The following is an 11,767-nucleotide window of genomic DNA, read 5'->3' as shown; positions in this document are numbered from 1 at the left end:
GGCCCCGGAAGGCAACCGACCCCCGCGCCGCGCGGCGGTCGGTTGCCTTCCGGGGCCGTCGGCGAGGCCGGGGCCTTGAAACGACGATCAGCCGCCGAACAAGACGAACCCCACCCGCCAAGGGCGGCCAACCGCTCACCGCCGGGGGCCTAGGCTGGAGGTCATGAACAAAAGGAGCGGGCGCAGCCAAGTCGCGGGACTCCCGGAATGGGACCGCTGCGCGGTCATGGGCGTCGTGAACGTGACCCCCGATTCCTTCTCGGACGGCGGCCACTGGTTCGACACGACCGCCGCCGTCAAGCACGGCCTCGACCTGGTCGCGGAGGGCGCGGACCTGGTCGACGTGGGCGGCGAGTCCACCCGCCCCGGCGCCGCCCGTGTGGACGAGGCGGAGGAGCTCAAGCGCGTCATCCCGGTGGTCCGGGGCCTCGCCTCGGAGGGCGTCACCGTCTCGGTCGACACGATGCGCGCCTCCGTGGCCGAGCGCTCGCTCGCCGCCGGCGCCGTCCTCGTGAACGACGTCAGCGGCGGCCTCGCCGACCCGGCGATGATCCCGGCCGTCGCCGCCGCGGGCGCCCCCTTCGTGGTCATGCACTGGCGCGGCTTCCTCCAGGGCAGCACCGTACGGGGGTCGTACGTGGACGTCGTCTCCGAAGTCATCGACGAGCTCCACGCGCGCGTGGAGGCCGTTCTGGCGGGCGGTGTCGCCGCGGACCGCATAGTCGTCGACCCGGGCCTCGGCTTCTCCAAGGAGGCCGAGCACGACCTGATCCTCCTCGCCCACCTGGACCGTCTCCGGGAGCTCGGGCACCCCGTGCTGGTGGCCGCTTCCCGCAAGCGGTTCCTGGGCCGCGTACTGGCGGGCCCCGAGGGCGCCCCGCCGCCCGCCCGGGAGCGGGACGCCGCCACCGCGGCCGTCTCCGCGCTCGCCGCGCATCAGGGCGCGTGGGCCGTCCGTGTCCACGAGGTTCGGGCCACCGCCGACGCCGTCCGGGTCGCCCGGGCCGTGGAGGGCGCCCGGATCGCAGAGGGAGACCGGTGAGCGCCCCCCACACGGACGTCGAGCAGGTCGAACTCGCCAACACCGCCTTCTACGAGGCGATGGAGCGGGGCGACTTCGAGGAGCTGTCGTCGATCTGGCTGACCCCGTCCGACCTGGGCCACGACGAGGAGTTCCACGACCCCGCCCAGGCCGGCGAGGTCTCCTGCGTCCACCCCGGCTGGCCGGTGCTCAACGGCCGCGGCGAGGTCCTGAGGTCGTACGCGCTGATCATGGCGAACACCGAGTACATCCAGTTCTTCCTCACCGACGTGCACGTTTCGGTCACCGGCGACACCGCCCTGGTGACCTGTACGGAGAACATCCTCAGCGGCGGCCCGTCGCCCGAGGACAGCGACGAACTCGGCCCGCTCGTGGGCCAGCTCGTCGTCGCCACGAATGTGTTCCGCCGCACACCCGAAGGCTGGAAACTCTGGTCGCACCACGCCTCTCCCGTACTGGCCGAATCCGGCGAGGAAGAAGAGGACGAGTCGCCCGCTTGAGTGGGTAGGGGCCAAGCAGAGGTTGAGATCACCGGCCCGGGGTATGGGCGGCTACCAGCCCGTTAGCCGTCGTGTTCCCCCAGGAAAACACTCGATGAACCCTCCTTTCCCCGTGCGGGGCGAGCCCCCTGTGGGCGAGCGCTGTCAGTGCTCGCAGGTAGATTCGAATGAGGCTGGTGTTGCCGACCGCACTCGGGAAAGCCCGCCGTTACCGACAATTGCAGGAGTGATTCGCGTGGATCGTGTCGCGCTGCGCGGCCTCAGGGCCCGTGGGCACCACGGTGTCTTTCCCAAGGAACGCGAAGAGGGCCAGACCTTCGTCGTGGACCTCACGCTGGGCCTCGACACCCGGCCTGCCGCGGCCGACGACGACCTCACGAAGACCGTGCACTACGGCATCGTGGCGGAGGAGGTCGTGGCCGTCGTCGAGGGCGAGCCGGTGAACCTCATCGAGACACTCGCCGAGCGCATCGCTCAGACGTGCCTCAAGCACGAGGGGGTCCAGGAGATCGAGGTGTGCGTCCACAAGCCGGACGCCCCGATCACGGTCCCCTTCGACGACGTGACCGTCACCATCACCCGGAGCCGAGTATGACCGCGTTCACCGAGGGCCAGAGCGACCCGACCGTACAGCCGGTGCCCGCCTCCGTGGTGGAGCGTGTGGACGCCGCCGACACGACCCTGCAGAACCCCAGGCGCGCCGTGCTCTCCCTCGGCTCGAACCTCGGCAACCGTCTGGAGACCCTCCAGGGCGCCATCGACGCCCTGGAGGACACCCCGGGCGTCCGCATCAAGGCGGTCTCTCCGGTGTACGAGACGGAGCCGTGGGGCGTGGACCCCGGCAGCCAGCCGACGTACTTCAACGCGGTGATCGTGCTGAAGACGACCCTCCCGCCCTCCTCGCTCCTGGAGCGGGCCCACGCGGTCGAGGAGGCCTTCCACCGCGTCCGGGACGAGCGCTGGGGCCCCCGCACGATCGACGTGGACATCGTGGCGTACGCGGACGTGGTCTCGGACGACCCGGTCCTGACCCTCCCGCACCCCCGGGCCCACGAGCGCGCCTTCGTCCTGGCCCCCTGGTACGACGTGGAGCCCGAGGCCCAGCTCCCCGGCCGCGGCCCCGTGGCGCACCTGCTCGCCGACGTCCCCAGGGAAGGTGTCGCGCCCCGCGCCGACCTGGAACTCCAGCTGCCCGAGTAGTCGTTAAGGTCGAGACGCACACAGGCGGGTCGATCGAAGGGGCAATGTGAAAGAGCTGCGCATCAGGACGCTGGCCGCGGTGTTCTTCGTCGCCGGGTTGCTGTCCTGGGCGGGTGCCCGCCTGTGGAACTCGGTCGGGACACTCCCCCGGGTCCCGCTGGCCGCCCCCATCGTCCTCGCTCTGATCGCCGTCGTGCTCCTGGCCACGGCGCTCTCCCTGCGGGCCCGTCTCAAGGCCCAGCGCGAGCGCCGCCCGGACGCGAAGGGCGTCGACCCCATGATGGCGGCCCGAGCGGTCGTTTTCGGCCAGGCCAGCGCCCTCGTGGCCGCCCTCGTCGCCGGTATGTACGGCGGCACGGGCGTCTTCCTCCTGGAGTCCCTCGACATCCCCGCCCGCCGCGACCAGGCCATCTACGCCGGCTTCTCCGTCCTCGCGGGCCTCGCCGTCATAGCGGCCGCCTTCTTCCTGGAGCGCGTCTGCAAACTCCCGGAGGACGACGACACGAACGGCGGCACGGCCCGCGCGACGTAAGCACCGCCCCGCACCAGAAGGGGCGCGGGGAACTGCGCGCCCAGCCACAACGAGCCCGCACCTACTTACCGCGAAGCGTTCCCACGAGGGAAGACCACCTCACGAAGCGACCCACCGCGCTCAGCGAGCCATGATCAGACTCATGGCCTCATTACGGGTGGCGGCATCCCGCAGCTGCCCCCGAACGGCCGACGTTATGGTCTTGGCCCCCGGCTTGCGAATCCCCCGCATGGACATGCACATGTGCTCGCACTCGACCACCACGATCACGCCACGCGGCTCCAGGATCTCCATCAGGGATTCGGCGATCTGCGTGGTGAGCCGTTCCTGCACCTGCGGCCGGCGGGCGTAGACGTCCACGAGCCGCGCCAGCTTCGACAGCCCCGTGATCTTGCCGTTCGTGCTCGGGATGTACCCGACGTGCGCGACGCCCCTGAACGGCACCAGATGGTGTTCGCAGGTCGAGAACACCTCGATGTCCTTCACCAGGATCATCTCGTCGTGGCCGAGATCGAACGTCGTCGTCAGCACGTCCTCGGGCGTCTGCCACAACCCCGCGAAGATCTCCTTGTACGCCCGGGCCACCCGCCCCGGCGTCTCCCGCAGCCCCTCACGGTCCGGGTCCTCACCGACCGCGATCAGCAGCTCTCGTACGGCGTTCTCGGCGCGCTTCTCGTCGAACTCGCCGATCGTGCCCTCGCCGTCCAGCGTCACGGGATCGGTCATCTCGTGCCTCGTTCCTGAGCCTGTGACGCGTACGGATCACGCGTCTCATGTTCGGGCATACAACGATGCCGCGCCCCCCAGGCTAAGACCTGGGGGGCGCGGCATTTCGTTCCGGACCTGGTGAGGTGTATCGCACCCGAGCCTGGATCAGCTCTCGGAACGGTCCTCCGGGGCCGACTCGGTCACCGGGAGCGCCTCGGTGGAGGCCTTGGTGCTCGCGGTGATCGCGGGGCTGGCGCCGTTCGTCCCGTTCGTCAGTGACAGCTCCCTGGGGGAGAGCACCGGCGGGCGGGTGGACGGCGTGCGCCGGGAGGAACCGGTCCACGCGGGGCGGGCCGGACGCTTGATGAGGGGAGCGAAGACCTCGGCGATCTGCTCCTTGCTCAGCGTCTCCTTCTCCAGCAGCTGGAGGACCAGCGCATCCAGCACGTCGCGGTTCTCGACCAGGATCTCCCAGGCCTCGTTGTGCGCGTTCTCGATGAGCTTCTTGACCTCTTCGTCGACGAGCGCGGCGACCTCTTCCGAGTAGTCGCGCGGGTGCGACATCTCCCGGCCCAGGAAGGGCTCGGTGTTGTCGCCGCCGAACTTGATCGCGCCGAGACGCTCGGTCATGCCGTACTGCGTGACCATCGCGCGGGCCGTGGCGGTGGCCTTCTCGATGTCGTTCGCGGCACCCGTGGTCGGGTCGTGGAAGACGAGCTCCTCGGCCGCGCGCCCGCCCAGCATGTATGCCAGCTGGTCGAGCATCTCGTTGCGGGTCGTGGAGTACTTGTCCTCGTCGGGCAGGACCATCGTGTAGCCGAGAGCACGGCCTCTGGAGAGGATCGTGATCTTGTGGACCGGGTCGGAGTTCGGAGAAGCCGCCGCGACCAGGGCGTGTCCGCCCTCGTGGTACGCGGTGATCTTCTTCTCCTTGTCCGACATGATCCGGGTCCGCTTCTGCGGGCCCGCGACCACACGGTCGATCGCCTCGTCGAGCATGTTGTTGTCGATGAGCTTCAGGTTGCTGCGTGCGGTGAGCAGCGCGGCTTCGTTCAGCACGTTCGACAGGTCGGCGCCCGTGAAGCCGGGCGTACGCCGGGCAACCGCGCCCAGGTCGACGTCCGGAGCGACCGGCTTGCCCTTCTGGTGGACCTTGAGGATCTCCAGACGGCCCTGCATGTCCGGGCGGTCGACCGCGATCTGGCGGTCGAAGCGGCCGGGGCGCAGGAGGGCCGGGTCGAGGATGTCCGGACGGTTCGTGGCGGCGATGAGAATCACACCGCCCTTGACGTCGAAGCCGTCCATCTCGACGAGCAGCTGGTTCAGCGTCTGCTCGCGCTCGTCGTGACCGCCGCCGAGGCCGGCGCCGCGATGGCGGCCGACCGCGTCGATCTCGTCGACGAAGACGATCGCCGGGGCGTTCGCCTTGGCCTGCTCGAAGAGGTCACGGACCCGGGAGGCACCGACACCGACGAACATCTCGACGAAGTCGGAACCGGAGATCGAGTAGAACGGGACGCCCGCCTCACCCGCGACAGCACGCGCGAGCAGCGTCTTGCCCGTACCGGGAGGCCCGTACAGGAGCACACCCTTGGGGATCTTCGCGCCGACGGCCTGGAACTTCGCCGGCTCCTGGAGGAACTCCTTGATCTCGTGGAGCTCCTCGACCGCCTCGTCCGAGCCCGCCACATCGGCGAACGTCGTCTTCGGGGTGTCCTTGGTGATGAGCTTCGCCTTGGACTTCCCGAAGTTCATGACCCGGGAGCCGCCGCCCTGCATCTGATTCATCAGGAACAGGAAGACGACGACGATGAGGACGAAGGGGAGCAGGGACAGCAGGATGCCGACGAAAGCGTTCTGCTTGGTCGGCGAGACCGTGTAGCCGTCCGGAATCTGCTTGTTCTGGTACTTGTCCTGGAGGGTGGTGGCCAGGGCCACGCCCTGGTCGCCGATGTAGCTCGCCTGGATCTTCGAGCTGCCCTCGACCTTTGTACCGTCCTTGAGCTCGATCTTGATGACCTGCTCGTCGCCGGTGGTGAGCTTGGCCTGCTGGACCTTGTTGTCATTGATCGCCTGGACGACCTGGCCTGTGTCCACCGTCTTGTAGCCACCGGACGAGCCGACGACCTGCATCAACACGACCACGGCAAGGACGGCCAGCACGATCCACATGACCGGCCCACGGAAGTATCGCTTCACGTCCATCCATACGGAGCGGTGCCGCCCCGTCCCTCCTGCCATAGTGAGTTTGATAAGACTGTTCTTCGGACGGTACCTCAGCATTGTCACCCGAAGCTGCGCGGTCCGGCTGACAAACCCGTCTACGCATGCTCCAACGGCGCGAAACCCGCTGGGGTTCCCGTACGTCCTACAGGGGTTGGACCCCCCTCAGTGGGACGCCGTCCCTCCAGGGTGCCTCAGCCGCCGTAGACGTGAGGCGCGAGCGTACCGACGAACGGCAGGTTCCGGTACTTCTCCGCGTAGTCGAGGCCGTACCCGATGACGAACTCGTTGGGAATGTCGAAGCCGACCCACTCCACGTCGATCGCGACCTTCGCGGCCTCCGGCTTGCGCAGCAGCGTGCACACCTTGAGCGACGCGGGCTCGCGGGAACCCAGGTTGGAGATGAGCCAGGAGAGTGTGAGCCCGGAGTCGATGATGTCCTCGACGATCAGGACGTGCTTGCCCTTGATGTCGGTGTCGAGGTCCTTGAGGATCCGCACCACTCCGGAGGACTGGGTGCCCGCCCCGTACGACGACACCGCCATCCAGTCCATCGTGACGGGGGTGGACAGGGCCCGGGCCAGGTCCGCCATGACCATCACGGCGCCCTTGAGGACACCGACGATCAGCAGGTCCTTGCCCGCGTACTCCGCGTCGATCTTCGCGGCCAGCTCGCCGAGCTTCGCGTCGATCTCTTCCTTGGTGATGAGCACCGACTGGAGGTCGGTGCCCAGGTCTTTCGCGTCCACCCGCATCACTTTCGGTCGTCCCACCGGCTGCTTCCCGGCCCTCCCCGAAGAGGAGCCGCTCCCCGAAGGGGTTGCCCTCCGGGGCGGGTCGCTCCCCGAAGGGGAACCCTTTTTCAGCCTTGCCGAATCACCAGTCTGCCACCCTGCCGCTGGGCGACGACTTTGCCCGGGAGGTTGATGGCTCCCTGACCGCGCCATCCGGTGATCAGCCGGTCGACCTCTTCGATGTGCCGGGCGAACAGCGAACCGGCGGGCGCCCCGGCCTCGATGGCGGCGCGGCGCAGGATACGGCGGCGCACGGCGGGCGGCAGGGCGTACAGCTTGGCGCACTCCAGGAGGCCCGTGGCGTCGCGCACGGACGCCTCGGCCTGACCCGCCCACGCGTCGAGCGCGTCGGCGTCGTCACGGGACAACTGGGCCGTACGGGCGAGTGCCTCGACGACGCCCTTGCCGAGCGCCTTCTCCAGGGCGGGCAGTCCCTCGTGGCGCAGCCGGGAACGGGTGTACGCCGGATCGGCGTTGTGCGGGTCGTCCCACACGGGCAGGGACTGGACCATGCAGGCCTTGCGGGCGGTCTGCCGGTCGAGGTGCAGGAAGGGGCGGCGGTAGCGGCGGGCGGCTCCCGGCCCTCCGGAGACGGCGGCCATTCCGGACAGGGAACGGATGCCGGAGCCGCGGGCCAGGCCGAGCAGGACGGTTTCGGCTTGGTCGTCGCGGGTGTGGCCGAGCAGGACCGCGGCGGCGCCGTGGCGCTCGGCGGCGGCGTCCAGGGCGCCGTAGCGGGCGTCGCGGGCCGCGGCCTCGGGCCCGCCCTCCCGGCCGACGGTGACGGCCACGGACTCGACCGGGGCCAGGCCGAGTTCGTTGAGGCGCAGCACCACCTCTGCGGCACGCAGGTCGGAGCCGGGCTGCAGACCGTGGTCCACGGTGACACCGCCGGCGCGGATGCCGAGTTTGGGGGCTTCGAAGGCGAGGGCGGAGGCGAGCGCCATGGAGTCGGCGCCGCCGGAGCACGCGACGAGCACGAGCGGCGGGGGCGGCTGCTCGTGCGAGGTGCCCGGGGAGGCGGAGGGGGCGGAGGTGGCGTCAGGGGAGGGCGTGTGATCGGTGAGGACGTCATGGAGCACGCGGCGGACCGCCAGGCGTATCGCCGCGACCGCAGGATGGGGACCCATGTCCGGTTCCCTTCATGAAATTGTCGGGGGGTGAGCCCGAGGTTCGGTCACTCAGAGTGTGTAGATGGTGACAGAACTGGGCCGTTCCCCGAGCATTGCACGCCTACCCATCGCTCACGGTCCCTCGGACGGGTGATTGGAGGGGCGTTCACCTGCCGTCGGCCGGATTCAATTCACGACTCTGCCTTACGGTGCACCCGCGCGACCCAGTCCGCCGGTTTGGCGATCTCCGTCTTGGTGGGGAGCGTGTTCGGAGAGGTCCACACCCGGTTGAAGCCGTCCATGCCGACCTCGTCCACGACCGCGCGTACGAATCGCTCCCCGTCGCGGTACTGGCGCAGTTTGGCGTCGAGCCCGAGGAGCTTGCGCAGGGCCAGGTCCAGGCGGGAGGCGCCGCGGGCGCGTCGCTGCTGGAACTTCTCGCGGATCTCGGCGACGGACGGGACGACTGCGGGGCCGACACCGTCCATGACGAAGTCGGCGTGGCCCTCCAGGAGGGACATCACGGCGGTCAGCCGGCCGAGGATCTCGCGCTGGGCCGGGGTCTGCACGATCTCGACGATGGAGCGCTGGTCGTCGCCCTCCTCGCCCTCGGGCCGGCCGCCCGCGAGGGACTGGGCGGCCTCACGGACGCGCTCCAGAACGGTCATGGGGTCGACCTCGGTCTCTCCCAAGAAAGACTGGATTTCGCCCTCCAGGTGGTCACGCAGCCAGGGCACGGCCGTGAACTGCGTGCGGTGGGTCTCCTCGTGGAGGCAGACCCAGAGCCGGAAGTCGTGGGGCTGTACGTCGAGTTCGCGCTCCACGTGCACGATGTTCGGCGCGACCAGGAGGAGCCTGCCCCCTCCGTTCTCGCCGGCCGGGAGTTCGCGAGTGGCCGGGGCGAACGTCTCGTACTGGCCGAGGACCCGGGAGGAGAGGAAGGACAGCAGCATGCCCAGCTCGACGCCGGTGACCTTGCCGCCGACGGCGCCCAGGACGGCTCCGCCGGGGGTGCTGCCGCGACGTTCCTGCATCTTGTCGAGCAGCGGTTTGAGCAGTTCCCGGAACCCGGCGACGTTCGCCCGGACCCAGCCCGGGCGGTCGACGACGAGGATGGGAGTGTCGTGGAGGTCGTCGCCGCCCATCCGCGTGAAGCCGCGGACGTGCTCCTCCGAGGCCTTCGCGTGCCGGCGCAGCTCCGCGACGACGGCCCTGGCCTCGTCGCGGCTCACTTCTGGACCCGGCCTTACCAGCCGGGTCGCGGTCGCCACCGCGAGATTCCAGTCGACCATCTCCGCACCACCGATGCTCGTCATGCAGTCAACCGTACGTGAGCGCTGCCGCTTGGGGCAGGGAGTGGACCGCAGGGGTGCCTCTTGTGGAAACCGTAGGGGTACCCCCTTGTGGAAAATGTGCGCGTCGGCCGTGGCTGGGCGCGCAGCTCTCCGCGCCCCTGAAGGGGCGCCCCCGGATCAGTTGCAGCCGCAGGTCGCCAGCGTTGAGGACAGGGCGTCCAGGCCCTTCTGGGTGGCCGTCGGCTCGGTGGGTGGGTCGGATGCCGTCAGGAAGGCGAAGGCCAGGAGGTGGCCGTCGGTGTCCACGACCGTGCCCGCCAGGGTGTGTACGCCGGTCAGGGTGCCCGTCTTGGCGCGTACGAGGCCGGTGCCGGGCTGGCCGGCGTAGCGCGTGCTGAGGGTGCCGGTGAAACCGGCCACGGGGAGGCCCGTGAGGGCCGCGCGGAGCTCGGGGTGGGCCGGGTCGGCGGCCTTGGCCAGCAGGGCGGTGAGCAGGTCCGCGGTGAGCTTGTCGGCACGGTCCAGGCCGCTGCCGTCGGCGAACTCCGCGCCCTTGAGGGGCAGTCCCAGCTTCTTCAGCTGCTTGCGGATGGCGGCGCCGCCGCCCTTGAAGCTCGCCGGCTCGCCCGCGGCGACGGCCGTCTGGCGGGCCAGGGCCTCCGCGATGTCGTTGTCGCTGTTGGTCAGCATGCGTTCGACCAGGGCGGACAGGGGCGGGGACTTCACCGCGGCGAGGGACTTGGCGCGGTCGGTCGCCTTGGCGGGGACGGGGTCCGCGGTCTTGATGCCGCGGTCCTCCAGCAGGTCCGCGAACTCCTTCGCCGCGTCGGCCGCCGGTTCCTCGGTGCGCTTGGCGGTGCCGCTGGAGGTGTCGTCGAGACGGCCCTCGTCGGCCATCAGGGCGGTCACCCGGGCGACGTTGGTGTTGTCGAGCCCGATCGGGTGCACGTCGGGGCCCTCGTACAGCGAGGTGTCGTACGAGAGGGTCACCTCGTCGGTCTTGCGGTCCTTGAGGGCGCGGGCGGTCCTGTCGGCGAGGGTGCGCAGACTCGCGTTGCCCTGCGCGTCCTTGCGGGCGGTCAGCGTGGGGTCGCCGCCACCGACGAGGACGACCTTCTTGGAGTCGGGTTCGAGGACCGTGCGGGTCGCGATGCGGTGGTCCGCGCCCGCGGCGGTGAGGGCCGCGACGGCCGTGGCGATCTTCGTGGTGGACGCCGGGGTCAGCGCGTCGTCCGCGCCCTTGCCGTACAGGCGCTTTCCGGTGGCCAGGTCGACGACGGCCGCCGTACGTTCGGTGCCGAGCGCGGCGTTGTCGAGGAGCGGGCCGAGGACGTCGGCGAGGGCCTTCTCCGTGGGGGACGGCCCGGCGCCGACGGAGCCGCCGAGCCCGGTGAGCACGGACGCGGCGCTGGGAGCGGGCGCCGGCGCCTTTCCGGACGTACCGGACACATGACCGTGATCTGCGCCACCTGCGCGCCCCTGCGATGCGGCCCACTCGCGCTCCGCCGTACGCTGACCGGTGGAGTCCCAGGGCCCGGCCGCAGTGACCACGGTGGCCGCCACGACGAGTCCGAGGGTGGCGGAGCCCGCCGTGAACTGCACGGTCGACGGCCTTGTGACCAGCGGCTTCACGGCTCCCGCGGCCCGGACGAGCGGTGGCTTCACCGCTTCCACGGCCCGTACGAGTTGCGGTCTCACGGACCGCGCGACCCGCACCACATGCGGTCTCGCGGCCCGCCAAGCCTTCAGCTCTGGCACGACCACCAGCCCCTTTCGCGATCACACACCTGCGTGAGGGACACTTAACCACCAGAACTATGTGCTGATCATGGAGGAGCCACCGGTGGAGTTCGACGTCACGATCGAGATTCCGAAGGGTTCACGGAACAAGTACGAGGTGGACCACGAGACCGGTCGGATCCGTCTGGACCGTCGTCTCTTCACCTCGACCAGTTACCCGGCCGACTACGGCTTCGTCGAGAACACCCTCGGCGAGGACGGCGACCCGCTGGACGCGCTGGTCATCCTGGACGAGCCGACCTTCCCCGGCTGTCTCATCCAGTGCCGCACCATCGGCATGTTCCGTATGACGGACGAGGCCGGTGGCGACGACAAGCTGCTGTGCGTGCCCGCGCACGACCCTCGCGTGGAGCACCTGCGGGACATCCACCACGTGTCGGAGTTCGACCGTCTGGAGATCCAGCACTTCTTCGAGGTCTACAAGGACCTGGAGCCCGGCAAGTCCGTCGAGGGCGCCAACTGGGTGGGCCGTACGGACGCGGAGGCCGAGATCGAGCGGTCCTACAAGCGTGCCAAGGAACAGGGCGGGCACTGACCCCCTGTGGCCTGAGGGCCGCGTGA

At 69.8% G+C, this 11,767-nt stretch carries 12 protein-coding genes; 6 read left to right on the top strand and 6 right to left on the bottom strand.

Features of this window, described 5'->3' with window-relative positions; all coding sequences use genetic code 11:
• The first annotated feature begins 163 nt into the window (after positions 1 to 163).
• From folP to AOK17_RS03460, 5 genes are all read left to right on the top strand, one after another.
• Complete coding sequence (gene folP / locus AOK17_RS03480) at positions 164 to 1,042, top strand: dihydropteroate synthase (RefSeq protein ID WP_079052770.1); 879 nt, start codon at positions 164 to 166, stop codon at positions 1,040 to 1,042.
• On the top strand, positions 1,039 to 1,542 hold the full coding sequence (locus tag AOK17_RS03475; protein ID WP_055610778.1) for a nuclear transport factor 2 family protein: 504 nt from the start codon (positions 1,039 to 1,041) through the stop codon (positions 1,540 to 1,542). The genes folP and AOK17_RS03475 overlap by 4 nt, the downstream gene beginning before the upstream one ends.
• A gap of 235 nt (positions 1,543 to 1,777) precedes the next feature.
• Positions 1,778 to 2,137 (top strand): dihydroneopterin aldolase, encoded by a 360-nt coding sequence (folB, locus tag AOK17_RS03470; protein WP_055610777.1) that lies wholly within the window; start codon positions 1,778 to 1,780, stop codon positions 2,135 to 2,137.
• The gene (folK, locus tag AOK17_RS03465; RefSeq protein ID WP_055610776.1) at positions 2,134 to 2,742 is read left to right on the top strand and encodes a 2-amino-4-hydroxy-6-hydroxymethyldihydropteridine diphosphokinase; all 609 of its coding nucleotides are present in this window, start codon (positions 2,134 to 2,136) and stop codon (positions 2,740 to 2,742) included. The genes folB and folK overlap by 4 nt, the downstream gene beginning before the upstream one ends.
• A gap of 46 nt (positions 2,743 to 2,788) precedes the next feature.
• Positions 2,789 to 3,274 carry a DUF3180 domain-containing protein gene (locus AOK17_RS03460; protein WP_055610775.1) on the top strand — a complete coding sequence of 162 codons (486 nt, stop codon included), beginning with the start codon at positions 2,789 to 2,791 and terminating at the stop codon, positions 3,272 to 3,274.
• 120 nt (positions 3,275 to 3,394) lie between these two features.
• On the opposite strand, the gene folE is transcribed toward AOK17_RS03460, so the two are convergent.
• The 6 genes from folE to dacB all read right to left on the bottom strand — a co-directional run bounded on the left by folE (position 3,395) and on the right by dacB (position 11,170).
• The gene (gene folE, locus AOK17_RS03455; RefSeq protein WP_055610774.1) at positions 3,395 to 4,000 is read right to left on the bottom strand and encodes a GTP cyclohydrolase I FolE; all 606 of its coding nucleotides are present in this window, start codon (positions 3,998 to 4,000) and stop codon (positions 3,395 to 3,397) included.
• Positions 4,001 to 4,147: 147 nt separating this feature from the next.
• Positions 4,148 to 6,187: an ATP-dependent zinc metalloprotease FtsH gene (gene ftsH, locus AOK17_RS03450; protein ID WP_055610773.1), complete on the bottom strand. Its 2,040-nt coding sequence runs from the start codon at positions 6,185 to 6,187 to the stop codon at positions 4,148 to 4,150.
• A gap of 212 nt (positions 6,188 to 6,399) precedes the next feature.
• Positions 6,400 to 6,960 (bottom strand): hypoxanthine phosphoribosyltransferase, encoded by a 561-nt coding sequence (gene hpt, locus AOK17_RS03445; protein WP_055610772.1) that lies wholly within the window; start codon positions 6,958 to 6,960, stop codon positions 6,400 to 6,402.
• Between the two features lie 107 nt (positions 6,961 to 7,067).
• A complete protein-coding gene (tilS, locus tag AOK17_RS03440) occupies positions 7,068 to 8,129 on the bottom strand; it encodes a tRNA lysidine(34) synthetase TilS (protein WP_055610771.1) in 1,062 nt (353 codons plus the stop codon).
• Positions 8,130 to 8,302: 173 nt separating this feature from the next.
• Positions 8,303 to 9,427 (bottom strand): zinc-dependent metalloprotease, encoded by a 1,125-nt coding sequence (locus tag AOK17_RS03435; protein ID WP_055610770.1) that lies wholly within the window; start codon positions 9,425 to 9,427, stop codon positions 8,303 to 8,305.
• Between the two features lie 156 nt (positions 9,428 to 9,583).
• Entirely contained in the window at positions 9,584 to 11,170 is a 1,587-nt protein-coding gene (dacB, locus tag AOK17_RS03430; RefSeq protein ID WP_055610769.1) for a D-alanyl-D-alanine carboxypeptidase/D-alanyl-D-alanine endopeptidase, read from the bottom strand.
• 79 nt (positions 11,171 to 11,249) lie between these two features.
• Here dacB and AOK17_RS03425 point away from each other — a divergent pair, with 79 nt between their 5' ends.
• A complete protein-coding gene (locus tag AOK17_RS03425; RefSeq protein ID WP_055610781.1) occupies positions 11,250 to 11,741 on the top strand; it encodes an inorganic diphosphatase in 492 nt (163 codons plus the stop codon).
• The last annotated feature ends 26 nt before the right edge of the window (positions 11,742 to 11,767 follow it).

It is taken from the genome of Streptomyces phaeochromogenes (assembly GCF_001418655.1).
Classification (GTDB): Bacteria; Actinomycetota; Actinomycetes; order Streptomycetales; family Streptomycetaceae; genus Streptomyces; species Streptomyces phaeochromogenes.
This window is presented reverse-complemented; position numbering and strand designations above follow the sequence as displayed.